The sequence below is a fragment of the Rapidithrix thailandica genome (assembly GCF_039710355.1).
In the GTDB taxonomy this organism is placed as follows: Bacteria; Bacteroidota; Bacteroidia; order Cytophagales; family Flammeovirgaceae; genus Rapidithrix; species Rapidithrix thailandica.
Window position 1 is genome coordinate 54,393 of record NZ_JBDKWZ010000005.1, and the last position, 19,921, is coordinate 74,313.

At 40.9% G+C, this 19,921-nt stretch carries 14 protein-coding genes; 9 read left to right on the forward strand and 5 right to left on the reverse strand.

Translation table 11 applies throughout. From position 1 onward, the window contains the following. Positions 1-36: 36 nt before the first annotated feature. From AAG747_RS09815 to AAG747_RS09830, 4 genes are all read right to left on the reverse strand, one after another. Entirely contained in the window at positions 37-210 is a 174-nt protein-coding gene (locus tag AAG747_RS09815; RefSeq protein ID WP_346820987.1) for a hypothetical protein, read from the reverse strand. Between the two features lie 240 nt (positions 211-450). Next, the gene (locus AAG747_RS09820; RefSeq protein ID WP_346820988.1) at positions 451-828 is read right to left on the reverse strand and encodes a hypothetical protein; all 378 of its coding nucleotides are present in this window, start codon (positions 826-828) and stop codon (positions 451-453) included. A gap of 145 nt (positions 829-973) precedes the next feature. Beyond that, positions 974-2,110, reverse strand: a complete 1,137-nt coding sequence (locus tag AAG747_RS09825) for a DNA polymerase III subunit (protein WP_346820989.1) — start codon at positions 2,108-2,110, stop codon at positions 974-976. Positions 2,111-2,340: 230 nt separating this feature from the next. Then, a complete protein-coding gene (locus tag AAG747_RS09830) occupies positions 2,341-3,810 on the reverse strand; it encodes an RtcB family protein (RefSeq protein WP_346820990.1) in 1,470 nt (489 codons plus the stop codon). A gap of 773 nt (positions 3,811-4,583) precedes the next feature. On the opposite strand from AAG747_RS09830, the gene AAG747_RS09835 reads away from it, so the two are divergent. Further along, positions 4,584-5,831 (forward strand): exo-beta-N-acetylmuramidase NamZ family protein, encoded by a 1,248-nt coding sequence (locus tag AAG747_RS09835; RefSeq protein WP_346820991.1) that lies wholly within the window; start codon positions 4,584-4,586, stop codon positions 5,829-5,831. 736 nt (positions 5,832-6,567) lie between these two features. Here the strand turns inward: AAG747_RS09835 and AAG747_RS09840 are convergent. Next, positions 6,568-7,479, reverse strand: a complete 912-nt coding sequence (locus AAG747_RS09840; RefSeq protein WP_346820992.1) for a T9SS type A sorting domain-containing protein — start codon at positions 7,477-7,479, stop codon at positions 6,568-6,570. A gap of 305 nt (positions 7,480-7,784) precedes the next feature. Here AAG747_RS09840 and AAG747_RS09845 point away from each other — a divergent pair, with 305 nt between their 5' ends. From AAG747_RS09845 to AAG747_RS09880, 8 genes are all read left to right on the forward strand, one after another. After that, positions 7,785-8,954, forward strand: coding sequence for a sensor histidine kinase (locus AAG747_RS09845; protein ID WP_346820993.1), 1,170 nt, complete (start codon positions 7,785-7,787; stop codon positions 8,952-8,954). A gap of 32 nt (positions 8,955-8,986) precedes the next feature. Then, the gene (locus AAG747_RS09850) at positions 8,987-9,709 is read left to right on the forward strand and encodes a LytR/AlgR family response regulator transcription factor (protein ID WP_346820994.1); all 723 of its coding nucleotides are present in this window, start codon (positions 8,987-8,989) and stop codon (positions 9,707-9,709) included. 480 nt (positions 9,710-10,189) lie between these two features. Further along, positions 10,190-13,552: a preprotein translocase subunit SecA gene (secA, locus tag AAG747_RS09855; protein ID WP_346821304.1), complete on the forward strand. Its 3,363-nt coding sequence runs from the start codon at positions 10,190-10,192 to the stop codon at positions 13,550-13,552. A 48-nt stretch (positions 13,553-13,600) separates the two neighbouring features. Further along, positions 13,601-14,161, forward strand: a complete 561-nt coding sequence (locus AAG747_RS09860) for an SPOR domain-containing protein (protein ID WP_346820995.1) — start codon at positions 13,601-13,603, stop codon at positions 14,159-14,161. A gap of 911 nt (positions 14,162-15,072) precedes the next feature. Next, on the forward strand, positions 15,073-16,344 hold the full coding sequence (locus AAG747_RS09865) for a DUF2851 family protein (RefSeq protein WP_346820996.1): 1,272 nt from the start codon (positions 15,073-15,075) through the stop codon (positions 16,342-16,344). A gap of 172 nt (positions 16,345-16,516) precedes the next feature. Next, complete coding sequence (locus tag AAG747_RS09870) at positions 16,517-17,794, forward strand: transglutaminase domain-containing protein (protein WP_346820997.1); 1,278 nt, start codon at positions 16,517-16,519, stop codon at positions 17,792-17,794. Positions 17,795-18,073: 279 nt separating this feature from the next. Beyond that, positions 18,074-18,814: an LOG family protein gene (locus tag AAG747_RS09875; RefSeq protein WP_346820998.1), complete on the forward strand. Its 741-nt coding sequence runs from the start codon at positions 18,074-18,076 to the stop codon at positions 18,812-18,814. 5 nt (positions 18,815-18,819) lie between these two features. Beyond that, complete coding sequence (locus tag AAG747_RS09880; protein WP_346820999.1) at positions 18,820-19,869, forward strand: lytic transglycosylase domain-containing protein; 1,050 nt, start codon at positions 18,820-18,822, stop codon at positions 19,867-19,869. Positions 19,870-19,921: the final 52 nt, after the last annotated feature.

The window sequence follows — 19,921 nt, forward strand, 5'->3', positions numbered from 1 at the left end:
ACCTTTGGCAATTTCCTGCATTGCAATTAACTCACCTTACTTGTCAAATGTTTGGAGAACACAGGAAATGGTATTTTCCCCTGAAGCAGCCGTGCCTTCTACATTGTAAATGCCAGCCGTAAAAGCCTCTTTTTCCAATTTCCCAAAATAATAATAACGGGTATTTTCTAAAGCCAGTTGATGTATAGGCACTTGTTTTAAGAGCTGCAAAAGTGGAGGATTTCCGTCTTTATTCCTATAGGTATTCTTTCCTATTTAACGCAAGCTGTAGTTTTAATAATCAGTTTTTTGAAAAATGAGTGAAAGAGTGAATGGCAACTAAGGGCTTTTGCTGAAAAGTTTAGCCTTGAATTATTGCAAGTCAAAACTCAGAGGGTAGGTTAATTTTAATTTACGATGACTTACTTAATCACTACTTCACTCATGGCTGGAATGAATATTTCGCAAGCATTAATAGCGGTTAAAATTTTCAATAAACTCATCAAAAAAAATAGCGTATTCTGCATCCAACTGCTCTATATTTTCCTTGATTTTTTCATGTTCTCTGAAATGTTCGTGCAAGGGAGAAATGGGGTAGTCTTTTAAATAGTAATCAATGGATTCCTCTTGTACCTTAATGAGGTTTTGCAAGTGGATTTCACGGCTGATAAAGGTATCGATCAATTTATTGAAACGTTGCGTTGTTTCCAGTAATTCGGGATGTTCATCCAACAATTCTTTGAGCCGGTGCTGTAAAATCAACAATTCATTTTGATAATAAGACAGTCTGTTTTTCCATAGTTTATATTCAAAATCAATATCTACCGGGTAAATAGCATCTTTGATCATGGTTCGTATAGGTTTGAGTAAATTACTAATTACTTAACACCGATTTACCGCTTCGGTTTCCTTTCTGGTACCTGCTGTGCATAAATGTAGGCGAAGAGAAGGCTTTGGATAAAGAGAGTTGTAAGGAAAGTCGGTTTGCAGAGTTTTATCGCTGCCAGTTTTTAAAGATTTGTACGATTTGTAACGATAAATTCAGAAAAGTAATCTTGGGGTTTGCATTTCTTTCCAGGTGATAGAGTGATTGGCTGAAATGATTTACCAATGGCTCCAGGTTCTGATTGGTGATTACTTTTGAGAAATTCTTGATAAATTCTTTCTGTTCTCCGCTGACCCGTAAGGTCTCTTCGCCTGCAAATTTATAGAGCATCGTTTCCCGTAGCAAGGTCAGTCCGTATTGAAATATACTTTTTTGGGTCTCTTTTCCCAAGCGTTGAAAGCGGTCAGCCCAATCCACCAATTTGGTAAAGTCGGATTTAAAACATTCGCGCATCCATTGTTTAAAGTACTCCTCATTTTCATCGTGTACATCCGCTCCAATCTTCATGGCTTCGTTCAGGTTGCCATCTACAATATGAGCGGTTTGCAGAGCTTTTTCCGGAGGGACATTCAGTTGTTGTTCTAAATATTCCTGTACTTCTTCATCGCTAAAAAGAGGAATCTGAACCGGTTGTGTCCGGGAGAGAATAGTGGTTAACAGGGCATCCGTATTATTGCTTACCAATAGAAACAAGGTCTTGGCCGGGGGTTCTTCCAGTACTTTCAGGATGGCATTGGCTGCGGGAGCTTGCATTAATTCCGGAAGCCAAATCAACATGATTTTGTATTCAGCTTCAAAGGCTTTCATGGATAAAGTACGGATAATGTTCCGGCTTTCCTCTTTGGGAATGATGCATTGCTTGTTTTCAGCCCCAAAATAAGCTGACCATTCCGAGAGGTACGCATAGGGGTTGTCGGCTAGGAAAGCACGCCATTCTTTGGCAAAAGCCTGTGAAACTGCGTCTGTGCGTTTGGGAATACTTTTGGTGGTAGCCGTAGGCACGATAAAGTGCAAGTCCGGATGAATGAACTTTTGGATCTTATTACAAGCGGCACATTCGCCACAGGCATCGTCTTCCTGTTTGTTTTCACAATTTACATATTGGGCATAAGCCAAAGCCATGGCCAGATTTGCACTGCCGGGTTTTCCCACAAATAATTGGGCATGTGCAACATGGTTGGATTTCACCGAATGAATTAAGGTGTTTTTTACTTCAGAAAGCCCTATAATATCTGCAAATCGCACTCTGTTAAATCTTGGGTTAAGCGAATAAATGCTTTTGTACAGCCTTGGCGGCTACATTCGCCCAAAAGTAATAAAAAATCCACGCAGATAAATCATTCATGTCTGAAAACAACAAAGTCCTGCCGGGTAAAACCTGTGAAAAGCTCCTCACATGAAGGTAGAAAAAGCTTCATTCTGATCCGTTTGACCTGTTCCTTTCACCTTTCATGTTTCTTGCCGTGTGCAATGATTTAATCCACTTCTATAAAGCGGTGATCTCCGCACATCCGGACAATTTTAGGAATGAATTTTCCAATAATCTCTACCAGTTCTTTTTGATGCGCCATCACCTGATGGATGTCTTTGTATACCATAGGGGCTTCATCCAAGCCTGAACCGATTAAGGTGATGCCGGCCTTTTGCAAATGTTGTTTGACGACTTTAGCCGACAGGTTTTTTTTTGCCTTGGTGCGGGACATGACTCTTCCGGCTCCGTGAGAAGTGGAGTTAATGGATAGGGAGTTGCCTTTCCCTCGTACAATAAACCCGGGGCTTGTCATAGAGCCGGGGATGATGCCAAGTGCCCCTTTGCCCGCCGGAGTCGCGCCTTTCCGGTGTACAATGATTTCATCTCCTTGCGCATTTTGCTCTTTCCATGCAAAGTTATGGTGGTTTTCAATCCTGACCCGGGCTTGTTCGCCCATGGCTTGAGAAAGCCTTTCGTGAATTTGATGGTGGCAGGCCGAGGCATAATCACCTGCCAAGTTCATCGCCAGCCAATATTCTTGTCCCGCTTCGCTGTCAAGATCCAGCCAGGCCAGGTGTTTGGCATGTTGAGGAAGCTGGCAGGTCTGCATGGCCAGCTTGGTATAGTAGTTGGCGATACTGGCTCCCAGCCCTCTGGAACCGGAATGGGAAAGTACTGCCAGGTACTCACCTAATGGAAGTTGGTATTCATTGTGTGCATCTACAATCTCTACCAAGCCAAATTCTACAAAGTGGTTTCCTCCTCCCGAAGAACCGATCTGTTTATAGGCCCGGTCTTTAAGAGACTGTGCAATAGGAATTTCTTTGAATTCTTTCCGTTCCAGCACGGCATGATCGATGGGTTTCTGAAAAGTGGCATGACCAAACCGCGTATGGTCCATCAACATTTTGGTAAAGGTATTTTTATCTTGTTCCAGCTTTTGCGTGGGAAGGTCATAAATGCTCATACACATGCGACAGCCAATATCAACACCCACTCCATAGGGAATCACGGCATTTTGTGTGGCCAGTACACCGCCAATTGGCAAGCCATAGCCGGGATGAGCATCGGGCATTAAGGCGCCTTCCTGTGCAATGGGCAAGCACATCGCTGTTTCCATCTGATTGAGAGCAATGGGTTCAATATCTGCTCCTCCGTAGATAGCGAAGGCCGGATTGTTTTTTCGAAGTTCAAAACTTTTAGGGGTGCCTTGGGGAGGTAAGAGGGATTTTGCAATGCTTCCCAAATACTCGTGTTCCGTATATTCCGAAGGGTTTTCCAGGACTGTCTTTAGCAGGATATTGAGTTCTTCTTTTTTGAGTTTTTTATAATGCTGTTGTATAACACTTAAGGCTAACCCTATGACGGGGCCTTCCGGATATCCGAGCCGGATTAATTTTTTTCCTGAGAGAGCCATGATGTATTCAATATACTTTGAGTGAGTAGGGTTGAAGTTAACAACTGACTTCTCCACTTGAGAAGTCAGTTGTGTATTGCTTGCTGAATATTAAATTCCGGAAAGACTTGCCGGATCAAGGATGATTGTAAAGGAAAAATCAGTTTTCATGGCTGGGTGTATCTTTCTGAAAAACAGTGCACTTGTTTAATGCACTGTTCCGGAAAGTCGTTTTCATAGTTTTTAGAAATGGTTTTTATTTTAGGTACGGAATAAAAAAACCGGCCTTGTCAGCGGGCCGGTTTTATGATTTATCTTGAAATCTTTGCTTTTCAAAAGCTCATTCGGCCAGCCCTGTGTAACACAAAACACTTATCCTTCATCCGGTAATTTAGCTGAATGTGAGAAGTAGTCTTGGTATAGGTGGTACACTGTAAGAGCATGAATTTGCTTATTTAATTTATTTATAAAAAAATCCCGGAAGCTGATGATCCGGGATTTGATATTTTTGAAATATATGTATGTTAGTTTATTATCCCGGGTGTATAGGCAATATAGCTCTTTCCAGCCATCTTTATTCGGCTGTGCCTGGATTTACTATGGAAAGAGTATTGCTTCATGAGTATTCTTTTCTTTAGAGAGTACAAAATTATAGGAAAATAAGAGTATTCCAAGCTATTTGATCAAAAAGGCGAAAGGAGGAAAATTCTTTGGTATTAACGGTTTTCTTCTAGGGTGAAAGGTATTTATTAAAGCTTGTACAAACCGGTTTCGATGCAAAAACATATTCCTTTGAGGTGGCCTGATGATTCCTTATTATTTTTGAGTATCTCATTCAACCAACTACATACATGATGAATCGAATCAAATATGGCATGACACTTTTACTTTCCCTACTGTTGATTTTTGAATGCGTAGGGCAAATTCCGAAAGTAAAGCTAGGCATAGAAGTATTGAAAGAACGGAATTTTGATGTGTTAGAAGGTAAGCGGGTGGGCCTGGTAACCAATGCAACAGGAGTAGATAGTCAATTGAAATCTACGGTGGATATTCTTTTTGAAGCGAGCAATGTCAATTTAGTAGCTTTATATGGCCCTGAACATGGTGTGAGAGGAAATTATTCTGCAGGGGAATATGTGGCATTTTATACCGATGCCCAAACCCGGCTTCCCGTATATTCTCTCTATGGAAAAACCCGGAAGCCAACCCCGGAAATGCTACAAGGAATCGATGTATTGGTTTACGATATTCAAGACATTGGTTGTCGTTCGTATACCTATATCAGTACGATGGGCTTGGTGATGGAAGCTGCCGCAGAAAACAATATTGAAGTGGTAATTTTGGATCGGCCGAACCCCTTAGGTGGGAAGCGGATAGAAGGAAGTCTGGTTCAAGAGGGGTTTATCTCTTTTGTCAGTCAATTTAAAATACCTTACCTGTATGGCTTAACCAGTGGAGAGCTCGCATATTTGTTGAACTTGGAAAAATTTTTAGCGCACACTTGCAACTTAAAAGTAGTACAAATGCAGGGTTGGAAAAGAGAAATGTCCTTTGAAAATACAGGCTTGGAATGGGTGCCTACCTCTCCGCATATTCCTCATAAACATTCCGCAGATTATTATCCGGTGTCGGGCATCTTAGGAGAGTTGCAGGTTGTGTCCATCGGAGTGGGGTATACTTTGCCTTTCCAGGTGTTTGCCGCTCCCTGGATCAATGCCGGAGAGATGGCCAAGCAGATGAATGCCTTACAACTTCCGGGAGTAACTTTCCGGCCAATATCTTTTAAGCCCTATTACAATGTATATGCAGGCAAAGAAGTACATGGTGTACAAGTGCATATTACTGATTGGCAAAAGGCAGAACTCTCCAGTATTCAATTTTATTTTTTACAAGTGAACCACCGGTTGTATCCGGATAAAAATGTTTTTCAACTTTGCGATCCTTCCAGGCTGACAATGTTTGATAAAGTTGCAGGCAGTGGCAGAATTCGACAATTATTAGAGGCAAATCAGTTTCGTTATGCTTCTATCAAAGCACTTTGGGAAGCAGAAGCTGAATCCTTTAGGCAACTAGCCCTTAAATACTACTTGTATAATTGATCTCCAAAAACGAAAGTGGGAGCTAAGTGATGAAGCAGGGAAACGGTAGGGTGAGTTATCATCGGTAAATTCTTTAAAAAGTACCGAAATCACACTTGAAGTTAATTGAATAACAATGTTTGGTTTTTGTACGGAAAACCGAGTTTTGGGAATTTGATGGATAACCTTTCCGGTTGAGTGAATGTTTGTATATACATATGTTCTTTTTGCCTTCTCACTTACGATCTTATAAGTCGAGCTGCTCTTGTATAAGGCTCATGGGGCTGATATGGCCCCTTTTACTTTTTAAGTTGCTACAAAAAAATAAAAAAGCGCAGTAAAACCACACTTTTTTACAATTATTATCTTACAACTAACTATTTCCGAAATTAAAACTTGTAGAACCTAAAGGCAGATTGCTGCAAGTCAGAGCTTTACTTTGGCTTTCCCTTCTTGGCTAACTTAACTTTTCAATTTTCAATTGTTCTGTAAAGCTCATTTTAGTAATCAAGGGCTAATTAAAACATGTTTTTTCTTTTTCACAAAAAAATGGTAATTTTTTTGTGCTTTCCCTCGAAAATATCTGCTGTGATAAGCAGATGTGTAAATATATATAAAAATACTATTTTTATGGTATATTTCTGTTTTTTTTAATTCGATTCTTGAAAATAATTCTAAATAGAAAAAAGCAACCATGATTCATGGTTGCTTTTTTCTATTTTTAAGGCTCTTTTTGGGGATTCGACAGTATTTCACCTTATTCTTTGACAAAGCGCTTTGATATGGTACCGTCTGGTGTCACTATTTTATACATATAGACTCCTCGTTTGAGTGTACTGATATCGAAGTTTTCGGTATAAGATCCCGGGGCTTTGGGTTCATTCAGTAATGTTTTCACCAGGTCTCCATTTACCTTGTGCAGGGTGATTTTCACCAAGCCTTCTTTTTTTATGGAAAAATGCAGCCGGTTGGTTTCCGCGGAAGGGTTCGGGAATACGGACAGATCCATTTCCTTATTTATGGATGGAAGAGCATCCTCATTGGGGGCCCAAAGTAAAAAATGCACTTCGCTGTGCAATAGCCCTATTGCTCTATGCCCAGGGCCTTTGTGGTGTCTGGATCGGTGCCTTTTATGATTCTCTTCATCCTTTTGTTCCGGGTGCTTTTTTTTGAACTTACCCATTATGGCTTTGATTTCTTCCCTCCATTGCTGATGTTCCTGCTTTATATCTTCGAATAAATTGAGAATATCCGTTTCATGGTTGCCCGCAATTTCCCAAGCTTGGTTCATTAATTGCCGATGAGCTTTGCGTTGTAGATACCTTTCTTGCTTTTCTTCTTCACTCAACGTCCTGAAATCTGGGCGTTTTTGTCCCTTCTTTCGCAGGGCATTGTGTTCCTCGTGCATAGCTTTCAATGCGGCCCTGATTTCAACGATCTCTTCTTTTTCCTGTGCACTTAGATAAGTATCTAATTTGTTTCTTTGGGTTTGTAATACCGGTTGAATATTCGTTTTGAAATATTCATGCATTTCTTTCCGTGCTTGGGCAAATTGTATTTTTCTGTCCGGTTCGGTTTCCGTTTGTGAATAGGATGTTCCAAAAGGCATTGTGAGCAAACAGAAGACAAAACTTAAGGAAACAAAGTTGATTTTTAAGTTCGATTTCATAAAGCATTAAAATTATTTAGTGAATGGTAAGGTGTTGACTTACAAGGAGAATTGGTTGTTTGTTGATACAATGATACCCTTTGTAGTAAAATGCTTGTGAATAATTTCAACGAAAGCTCCTAAGAATTCAACAAGTGATTGCCAGGGGCCAGATGTTTAAATCAAAGGAAAGAAACCTCAGTCCGAAGGTTATTGATGGGAAAGTCCATGCTCTTTCTTTGAGTATGAGCACCAGTTGAAGGGGCAAACCGGGTCGTTGGTTGAAAAATATTGACGGCCCGTACAAAGATGAGTAATTTTGACAGATGAAGTCGTGGCTCTTGTTCTTAAAGCAAAACCGTCAACTCGTTCTCTACCACATTGCTTTGTGGTTGGGTCTGTTGGCCCTGTTTACTTATTTTTATTATCAACGGCTGCCCATACAGAAGGCGGCTGTTAAGACTGCCGTACAGTTATCCTTTCAAGTAGGTTTGGCCTATTTGAATATAGGTTTGCTTATTCCTCTTCTGTTTACCCGGAAGAAGTATTTCCTGTATTTTCTAACAATTCTGATGTTGTTATTCTCCGTAAGTTATCTGGGCTTAAAAGCTGATCCTTATGGAATCAATACGGGCAATCTTTACCTCTTCAAAGCACAAAAAGAGCGTTTGAAAAAAGAATTGGCTTTACGGGTGCCGCCCCCTCCTTCGGAAGGAAGCGAGAAACGGGCTCCCCGTTTTAATTGGCGCAGGAGCCGCCCTCATTTTTTATTATTTCATCCGGTCTTTCTCTTTAATGTCATGTTGTCATTAGGAGTGTTGTTTGGTAGTACGGCATATGCCACCTCCCGGATCAATTACCGAAAAGAACAAGAAGCGCGTGAGTTGAAAAATAAAAATTTGGAGGCTGAAATGAAGTTCCTCAAATCCCAAATCAATCCGCATTTTTTGTTTAATGCCCTGAACAACGCCTATACATTATCTTATATCAAGTCGGAGCTGGCTCCGGAGGTGATTTTGAAACTTTCGGATATTTTGCGTTACCTGATTTATGAATGCAATGCGGAAAAAGTGCCTTTGGAAAAAGAAATAAAGTATATTCAGAATTATATTGACTTGCAAAAAATCAAAGGGGAGCAAAATTTAAATATCCGGGCAAATTTTGATATCCGGGCCAAAGGCTTGCAGATAGAGCCGATGTTGTTTATCCCGTTTATTGAAAATAGTTTTAAACACAGTTTAATTGAGGATATCGATAAAGGCTGGGTAAAGATTGAGATGGTGGCAGATGCGGATCATCTGCAATTTGATGTAAAAAACAGTGTGCCTACGGAAAAATACATCAAAGACCGGGTAGGAGGAATCGGAATTGAAAATGTCAAGAGGCGTTTGAAATTACTATATCCCCACTCTCATTTGTTGAGTATTCAACAAATAGAAGGGCGCTTCGAAGTGCATCTGGAAATTTGGAAAGGGCAACCAAAAGATAAGGAATAAATTATTTTTTAGGACTGGTAACAAGTAGGAATATGATGAAAGTGAGATGTCTTGCAGTAGATGATGAGGCCTTGGCTTTAACATTGATTGAAAACTATATTCAGAAGATGCCTCAGTTAGAACTGGTAGCCAAATGTCAAAAACCGCTGGAGGTGGTGGAAATTTTGCAAAAAGACTCGGTAGACTTGGTTTTTCTGGATATTCAAATGCCTCAACTCACCGGGGTGGAGTTACTACAATCTCTTTCGCAACCTCCTTTGGTGATTTTTACGACTGCCTATGCCGATTTTGCTTTGGAAGGATATCAATTAGGAGTAATTGATTATTTGGTCAAACCCTTTTCGTTTGAGCGGTTTGCCAAGGCGGTGAATAAAGCCACCGAACAACTTCACTTGCGGCAACTGAGCCAACAAGTAACCGAAAACTCCTTGACAAGCCTGCCTAAATTTCTCACCGTAAAATCCGAACATAAGATTTATAAAATCGACCTCCGGGATATTTTATACATCGAAGGCTTGAAAGAATATGTTTCCATTTATACCCAAGACCAACGCATTATTACCTTGGAGTCTTTAAAAAAACTGGAAGAAATCCTTCCGGCAGATCAATTTATCCGGATTCACAAATCGTATATCATTGCCTTTAAGCAAGTGCGTTCTATCGAAGGCAATATGGTAGAGCTTGCCGGAAAGCAATTGCCCATAGGAAAAACCTACCGCCAGGTAGTGATCAAAAAGTTGTTGGAAGATAGTTAATAGGCTTCTCTTTGAAAATTCTTCCCCCTAATTTCCTTTTTCAGGATTTTATTATTCAATTTGCTGGATGTTTTACATCATGCCTGTATCTGAATGCATTAGGCCGGAAACTCACTTTCCGGGGAGGCAACGGTAAATAAAAGCCCGGAATATTCCCAGGTCTTGTGACAAAGGCTGACGTATTGGCAGGGTTTCGTGTCGGTTTACAACTTTGGTAAGAATCCCGTTTTTTTTGGTAAGATATTGTAAATCAAAAAGAAAAGCTTGTATCTATGCTATAGCTGTGTAATAACTCTGCTACAAAGTGTAAATTTGCATTTTAGTTGCAAAGACTTTTATTCGGTTGTTATAATATTTTTCTTTGCCTAATAGGGTTTTGCCGGCTTCAAAAATGAGGTAAATGATCTGCCCGGGGATTGAATTAAGGGTAGACTAGTTTAAATATATCATACATCCAGATAAGCATTTAAAAGAGAATAAATAATGAATTTCCTCACTAAAATTGTCACCAGGTTTTTTGGGACTAAGTCAGATAAAGACTTAAAAGAACTCTTCCCGTATGTAGGGGAAGTAAATGCCGCTTTCCAGAAATTGCAGTCTTTATCGGATGATGAACTGCGGGATCAAACTCAACAAATCAAGCAAAAGATTGATGAGTACCTGTCTGAAATAGATCAGAAGTTAAAGGATCTGCACCAAAAAGTAGAGGACAATCCTGACTTGGACATTCATCAAAAAGAAGAAATTTTTGATACCATAGATCAATACGAAAAAGACCGGAACGATCAACTGGAAGAAATTCTGATGGAGATGTTACCGGAAGCTTTTGCCGTAGTCAAAGAAACCGCCCGCAGGTTGACGGAAAATAAAAAGCTGGTCGTGAATGCTACTCCACATGACGAACAGTTGGCGGCTACCCGCTCGCATGTCCAAATCGAAAACGGAAAGGCTACCTGGCACAACAAATGGATTGCTGCCGGCAATGAGATGGAGTGGAACATGGTGCATTTTGATGTACAACTCATTGGTGGTTTGGTCTTGCACCAAGGAAAAATTGCCGAAATGGCTACCGGGGAAGGTAAAACGTTGGTGGCTACCTTGCCTGCATACTTAAATGCCTTGGCCAGACGGGGAGTACATATCGTAACGGTGAACGACTACCTGGCCAAACGGGATTCCGAATGGATGGCTCCTTTGTTTGAGTTCCACGGTTTGAAAGTGGATTGTATTGATAAACACGAACCGCACTCTCCCGAACGGATTGCCGCCTATAAAGCCGATATCACTTATGGAACCAATAATGAATTTGGTTTTGACTACCTCCGTGATAACATGGCCAGGAATCCGGAAGAACAAGTGCAACGCAAACATCATTTTGCAATGGTCGATGAGGTGGATTCGGTGTTGGTGGATGATGCCCGGACGCCTTTGATCATCTCCGGGCCTGTACCACAAGGAGATGAGCATGAGTTTTATGAAATGAAGCCGAGGGTGTCGAAAATTGTGATGGCACAAAGAAAATTGGCGGCTGACTTACTGAATCAAGCGAAGAAGTTGATTTCGGAAGGAAATCAGGAAGAAGGAGGATTGGCTTTGATGAGAGCTCACCGGGGCTTTCCCAAGTACAAACCGTTGATTAAATACTTGAGTGGGACAGGGATCAAACAGGTGTTGACAAAGACGGAAAACTACTACATGCAGGAAAATTCCAAGTTGATGCCGGAAGCCGATAAGGTCTTGTATTTTACCATTGATGAGAAAAATAACAGCATCGACCTGACCGAGAAAGGTTTGGAAATGATTACGCAAGAAGGGGAAGACATAGAATTTTTTGTCTTACCGGATATCGGAAGTAAAATTGCCGAAATTGAGAAAGATGAATCCCTTTCACCGGAAGAGCGCCTTTCTAAAAAAGAAGAAACCGTAGTAGAATATACCGCGAAAACCCAACGGATCCACACTGTAAACCAATTGCTTAGAGCTTACTCCATGTTTGAAAAAGATGTGGATTATATTGTGGTGGATTCGAAGGTGAAAATTGTTGATGAACAGACCGGCCGTGTCATGGAAGGCCGTAGGTACTCGGATGGTTTGCACCAGGCATTGGAAGCTAAAGAAAGTGTGAAAATTGAAGATGCCACCCAGACTTATGCCACGATTACCCTGCAAAACTACTTCCGTATGTACCACAAATTGGCTGGTATGACGGGTACGGCAGAAACAGAGGCCGGAGAGTTTTGGGAGATTTATAAATTGGATGTGGTCGTCATTCCTACTAACCGGCCGATTGTCCGGGACGATAGGGAAGACAAAGTATATAAAACAGTCCGGGAAAAATTCAATGCAGTCGTAGAGGAAATTCAGGAACTTGTCAATGAAGGACGCCCGGTATTGGTGGGTACTACTTCGGTTGAAAATTCGGAATTGCTCAGCCGCTTGTTGAAGTTACTTAAAATTGAGCATCAGGTATTGAATGCTAAACAACACGCCCGGGAGGCGGATGTGGTGGCTAAAGCCGGTATTCCGGGCACAGTGACTATTGCCACCAACATGGCGGGTCGCGGTACGGATATTAAGTTGACTCCCGAAGCCAAACAAGCCGGTGGATTGGCCATTATCGGTACGGAAAGACATGAATCAAGACGGGTAGACAGGCAGTTGAGAGGGCGTTCCGGTCGTCAAGGAGACCCGGGAGCATCTCAGTTCTTTGTTAGTTTGGAAGATAACTTGATGCGTTTGTTCGGCTCGGATAGAGTAGCCAAAATTATGGACCGTTTGGGCTTGGAGGAAGGAGAAATGATCCAACACTCTATGATCAGTAAGTCCATTGAAAGAGCGCAGAAAAAAGTAGAGGAAAACAACTTCGCCATTCGTAAGCGCTTGTTGGAGTACGATGATGTGATGAGCTCTCAAAGGGATGTCATTTATAGCCGGAGAAGAAATGCCTTGTACGGTGAACGCCTCCAGCTGGATATTATGACCATGTACTATGAGGTATCTCAAAATATCATTGAAGGATTCCAAGGCGATTATGACGGGTTTAAACTAGAAGGGCTTCGCCTGTTTGGTATAGACTCAGCGATTACAAAAGAAGAGTTTGATCAAGGAAATACGGAAGCTCTTACGGAAAAACTTTATCAGGAGGCTTATCAGCATTATCAGAATAAAAACAAAAACATTGCAGAGAAGACCTATCCGGTAATTGCCAAAATTTATGAGGAGAGAGGAGCTACAGTGAAAGACATCTCCGTGCCTTTTACGGATGGAACGAGATTTATCAATGTAGTGGTAAACCTGGAAAAGGCAAAAGAGACAGAATGCCGTGAATTGGTAAAAACGCTGGAACAGAATATTACGTTGGCCATCATTGACCACGCTTGGAAAGAGCATTTACGCGAGATGGATGAGCTGAAGCAGCAGGTACAAAATGCGGTACATGAGCAAAAAGACCCCTTGTTGATTTATAAATTTGAAGCATTTGAGCTGTTTAAAGAATTTCTGGGAACTATCAACGGAGATACTACTGCTTTCTTATCGAAATGCCAATTGGCCGTTCGGGATTCTGATGAAGTGAGAGAAGCCCGTGAACAACGCGCCCAAAAACAAGCGTATCAAGAACAGAAAGAGGAGTCCAGGTCGTTGATTGGTAATAGGGATTCACAACAAGCGAATGCCCCCCGGCAAGAGGTAGAAGTGACGCAACCCTTAGCTTCTCAGAAAGTACATGGTCGAAACGACCGGGTGACAGTACGTTACAGTGATGGATCTGTCAAGAAGGACGTGAAATTTAAAACGGTGGAACAAGATGTGCTAAATAACAAATGTGTGTTACTTGAAGAGTAACAATTACTTAGTAAAAGCACGATTCTAAATCGCACTAAACTTCTTTTGATGAAAAATAACTGTCTATATATCAGTCTTTTGTTGGGGTTTTTGATGGCTTGTAAAAGTCAACAAGTGCCTACGGCAACGAATTTCCGGGATGACTTGAGTCCTTATCAGGTAAAGTTTGATCCTCCTAAAGAAGCCGAACTGGAAAATGAACTGGAGGAATTGTCTTCGGAGCAGGCTTGGGTGGAGCCAAAACCGGAAATGGATATAACCCAGGAAGTAGATCATAAAATTGAACAGATGGCGATTCGCAACGGGGAAATTACCCGTTTGCCAGGCTACAGGGTGCTGATCTACTCCGGGCGTAACCGGGAACGGGCCAGGGCTTTGGAGGATGAGTTGTTGAGAAGCTTTGCCGTACGGGTAAAAACGGAATACGAACAGCCAAACTATAAGGTGAAAGTAGGCAACTATTTAACAAAAATTCAAGCACATAGTGCCTATATCCGTCTACGAGAAGCCTTTCCGTTGGCTACGGTTATTCAGGATTATATCAAAATGGAAAGCGAACAATTAGTAGAAGAGCCTGTTTCCTCTCAAGGAGAAAATGAAGATTACTAAATAAGTGAGGTTTTTCTTTTGCCAAATACTTAAGGGTGGGCCGTTATAAGCCTGCCCTTTTCTATGTAATAGAACAGAAATAGTTCTGCAATAAAAAAGGAATTCTTGAGAGAGAATTCCTTTTTTATTGAGCTGTAGGGGAAGGATTCGAACCTTCACGGAGCGGTTAGATAATGACAAGCAAATGAAACGACATAGATCAGATCATTTGCTTGCCATCAGTTTATCCCGGACTCTCCACCCCCGAGACCGGAGGGCATGGCTGCCAGTTTCATCACCCTACAGTGAAATAGTAATATTTTAAATAAAGCAAACCGTTTGTTTGCCTTGAAAAAGCTGTAGGGGAAGGATTCGAACCTTCACGGAGCGGTTAGTCAATAGCAGGCAGGTGAATTTTGCCAAATCATCTGCTTGCCATTAATTTATCCCAAATTCTCCACCCCCGAGACCGGAGGGCATGGCTGCCAGTTTCATCACCCTACAATGTTACAGAACTGATTAATTTTATGACAAATTAAAAGGGTTTAATCTTTTATTACAAATTTTTCAATAAAATAAATTAATATTTATAAAATTGATAAATTTTAATGTTATTTGTTGTGTAATTTGTAATTTGTAGCTCTGTAACAACGGAAATAATGAAGATTTTTTAAAGTCAAAAAAAACACCACCAATGGGATATATTGGTATTTAAAAGAAAGGACCGGGTACAGAGGTAAGGGTTTCCATAGATCATACAGGGAAATCTTAAAAAACTTCCAAATAAGAAGATAAGAGCGTTTCTTTTTGATAAAGGGCAGCTCCCTGTAAGTAGCAAAAGTTTAATTTGCCAGGCAAATTCTTACTTCTGATGGCCCAGGTTGGGTTAACTATACAGACGCTATGGAGTTTTTGCATAAAACTTTAGTGATATGCAAGAAGCGTTTTTACAATTCGTTTGGCAATTCCAATATTTTACACATCAAGACTTATACACTTTCTGCGGACAACCATTGACTATTTTGCATCCGGGCATTTTGAATACAAATGCCGGCCCGGACTTTTTACAAGCAAAAATCAAGATTGGCAATATTGAATGGGTAGGAAATGTAGAAATACATTATCAGTCTTCGGAATGGTTTCAACACCGTCATGAAAGCGACCCTGCTTATCAAAACGTAATTTTACATGTAGTTTGGAAGCATGACAAGGAAGTACATCGTACCGACCGAACATTGCTTCCCGTATTGGCTCTTGCAGGCAAAGTATCCGAAGGCTTGATTGAAAAGTACCGGGAATTAGCACAAACACTGCAAGTTCCGGCTTGTAAATCACAATTTACCCAAGTACCATCCCTTGCCATCACCAATATGTTGGATAAGTCCTTAATGGAGCGTTTGTACAGGAAAGCCGGGCAAGTCCTTGAGTTATTACAACGATGTAAGCAAGATTGGGAAGCCACTGCGTATTGCTTATTGGCGCAAAACTTTGGATTTAAGTTAAACAGGGAGCCGTTTGAGAAATTGGCTTTTTCACTTCCTTTGAAAATCTTGTTGAGACATTCTCCTTCACAAACCCAGATAGATGCGTTGGTATTTGGGCAAGCCAATATGTTAGGTGGCGATTTGCATACTGCTTATGCTAAAATGCTAAAGCGGGAATACCGGTTTTTAGCCCATAAGTATCAATTGTATACTCGAGTGGAACTGCACGAATGGAAGTTTTTAAGACTCCGGCCAGCTAATTTTCCCAGTGTGCGTCTGGCCCAGTTTGCCCGTTTGATTGCTTTTCAGAAGGGGTTGTTTTCAAAATTGCTTTTTACAAAAGAACTCTCCGAACTCCGGCGGTTGTTTGCCATAGAACCTGCAGCCTATTGGCAGAAGCACTATATGTTGGATAAACCCTCTAAAAAAGCCCTCCGGGGGATGGGCCAAGGAAGTATTGACAACCTGCTTATCAATACCATAGTTCCTCTATTGGCGGCTTATAGCTTGTACAAAGATTATCCCCAGATGATGGAACGGGCTATTGCAATTTTAGAGCAATTGCCTGCGGAAAAAAATAAAATTACCTCTTCTTGGCAAGATAGTGGAATGAACATAAAGACAGCTTTTGATTCGCAGGCTTCTCTGGAATTGTACAATAACTTTTGCCGGAGCAAGAAATGTTTGAACTGTATGATAGGGGTTGCGTTAATCAAATAACAGAGAGTTGCTTTGCGCTCATCATCTTACAACGATCTTATATCGTGGGCTACTTTTTCCCTTGGAGGTATTGAGAAGATCTTCCCAATAGAGATAACTCTTTCAAAATAAGGGGCCTTTCGATGCAATGAACTGACGGTAATCTTTAACCAGTTTAATGATGTAAATTAAGATGAAAATCCCTTTGTTATGTCTGTGGTTATTGTTGTATAGCAGTTCACTACAAGCCTTTCAACGTGACCTGCGCTTACTGGATTACCGCCTTGTCGATGAATATGTCCGTTCACTTCCTTCCGCAGATATACATACCCCGGAACAACTCAATGAATTGATCAGCCACCGTTTTTCCCGAGAATATGAACAAGTAAGAGCTTTTTTTATTTGGATCACGGAAAACGTGGGCTATGATACTCAAACCTTCTTTTCCAGTGGTTACGAAAAGAAATCTGCAGCCGAAGTGATGCGTCAGAAAAAAGCCGTATGCCAAGGGTATTCGGCCTTGTTTGAAGAATTGTGCCGGTTGGCAGGGATCGAAGCCGTAACGGTATATGGCTTTGCCCGGAAACATATCAGCCAGATAGGGGCGCTTTATCAAACCAATCATGCCTGGAGTGCTGTGAAAATCGAGGGCGATTGGTACTTATTGGACGTGACCTGGGCTAGCGGAACCGTAGAATATCATACACAGACCTTCAAAAAGGAACTGAATGATTATTACTATTTATGCCCTCCGGAATATTTTATTTTTGACCATATACCGGAAGAAAATCAATGGCAATTATTGAATCCTCAAAAGAAGAAAGAAGAACTTTGTAATCTTCCCCGGATAGCCAAAGGGTATTTTTATAATCAATTGACCCGGCTTTTTTCTAAACAGGGAATTATACAAACAACCAAAAGTGTCTCAATTTCTTTTGAGGCAAAAGCTCCGGTGGAGAAGGCGTTTATTTTTAAAAGTCCGGAAAACTTTTACGGAGTCGTCAAATCCGAGCGGGTCCCTTTAGGGAAAGAAGGGCGAGTTTATACCTTGCATTATGTGTTTGAAGAAGAGGGCGTTTATTGGTTTGAGATCTATTTGAATGGCATTGAAACGCTACAGTACAAGGTTATTGTAGGAAAAGAGCCGGAGTATGAATTGACACATATAGATCAATCGGATCGGAAAAATACCGTAAAGGCTATCCTTACGGCAATCAAGAACAATGACACACAGCTTTTTAATCGCTATATTCCCTCTAGTGAAGAGATGAATTCATTAAAAGCACTCATCGATTCCAAACCTCTGGAAGAGATTCGCCAATGGAAGGGGCGCTTGGGGATCGGCCGCTTGAACTATCTGAATGGCATATTTCATAGCTATTCCATGCCTTTCTCCCATGAACATGAGTTGCATATACGTTCTATTGGAAATAAGTGGTATTTTGACAGTGTGCAAAAGCGTGTATACTAAAGGGTTGGTAGGAAACTCCGGATACAATTACGCGGTACCGCTACTAAGTCTCATAGATGTTTTGAACACTTTTCACGATTTTCTCGTTTTATTTTTCTGGGACTTTTGAGTCCTGTTTTTAGGGTTTTGGTGGAAATAGTTTAAATTTTTACTTAAAAACCCGTATTGATTTATTATTTTTAATTACTCACGAAGTATCGAAAAATACTAGCCGTATTGAATGATTTTTCCCGTTTGAACCTGTAAAAATTCAATTTTTTCACTAACTCGTATTGCCTTATGAAAACTAATAATCATAATACTGCTACTCTTGACGAACAGGAAAGTAAAATCCTGAAAGCTTTTAAAACCAAAAATTGGAATGAAATCAAGAGTGAAGATTCTTGGGTCATTTTTAAAGTAATGGCCGAATTTGTCGAGGGCTTTGAAAAACTGGCCAAAATAGGGCCCTGTGTCTCGGTGTTTGGTTCTGCCCGAACCCCCCAAACCCACAAGTATTATAAACAAGCCGAAGAGATTGCCTCCATGTTAGTGAAGCATGGCTACGGGGTGATTACAGGAGGCGGCCCGGGAATTATGGAAGCGGGGAACAAAGGAGCCCGTGAACAGAATGGTAAATCGGTGGGTTTAAATATTGTTCTTCCTTTTGAGCAGGGAAGCAATGTGTATATCGATCCGGATAAATTGATTACCTTTGACTATTTCTTTGTCAGAAAAGTCATGTTTGTGAAGTATTCTCAAGGATTCATTGTGATGCCTGGCGGACTGGGTACCTTGGATGAATTATTTGAGGCGTATACGCTGATACAAACAAAGAAAATTGGACGTTTCCCAATTGTATTGGTCGGAAGAGACTACTGGCAAGGCCTGTTTGATTGGATCAAAGGGGTTGTCCTGGAAAAAGAACGGAACTTAAGCCCGGGCGACTTGGATCTCATTAACATTGTGGACTCTTCAGAAGAAGCTGTAAAAGTGATTGATGAGTTCTATTCTAAATATTTATTGTCACCAAATTTCTAATACACTTGAAAAACATTCAAAGTACGGCTATATTGATCATTTTGCTGGGATTGATTGGGTATCATTTTTATGAAAAATTTGAAAAAAAAGAACCGCCCATCAATGCAGAACTCCGCTATTCCATGGAGGCATTCAACATTGATTTGCCTGAATATGTGGAGTTCTGCGGAGAACCAGCCCCTTTAAAAGAACACGAAGTGCGGGAACGGTTTGACAGGGAAATGCATGCAAATGTGTTTTGGCACTCAAATACGTACTTGATGTTAAAGCGTGCCAACCGTTGGTTTCCCCGCATTGAAAAAATATTGGAAGCAAACGGTATTCCTGCCGATTTTAAATATTTGGCAGTCATCGAAAGTGCGTTGACCAATGTGATTTCTCCAGTGGGAGCGACCGGCTTTTGGCAATTTATGAAAGGAACCGGAAAGGAATTCGATTTGGAAATCAACAGTGAAGTAGATGAACGGTACGATCCTATTAAATCAACGGAAGCTGCTGCGAAGTACCTTAAACGAGCATATAAAAAATTCGGGAGTTGGACATTGGTTGCGGCCTCATACAATATGGGGATTACCGGTGTGGAACGGTCTTTAAATAGGCAAAAAGCCGATTCGTATTATGACTTGGCTTTGAATAACGAAACTGCCCGCTACGTTTTCAGAATATTGGCGATTAAGGAGATCTTTGAAAATACAGATAAATATCACTTCAAGTTGAAAAAACAAAATTTGTATTATCCTGAAGACTTGCGTTATGTGGAAGTGCAAGAATCCATTCCTGACTTGGTGGATTTTGCATTAAAAGAAGGGGTGAGTTATAAAACCTTGAAATTCTACAACCCTTGGTTGCGCGATAAGTCTCTTCATATTAAAAACAAGAAAAAAAGCTATCAAATAGCCATTCCGGTCAACTTGCCTGATGCCAGTGTTCCGGAAGAAACGCTGTTAACCACTAATAAGATAGATTCCCTCTCGCCTATGAAGAATATGACGGATACATTAGTGAATGCAAGGACGGAAGCTGTGGAAGAAGAAAAGAGCGAAGCGGCTTTGTAGAATTCTTTTCTTGTTATGAAGATTAAGAAACCAGACCTTTAAGATGTTCCTC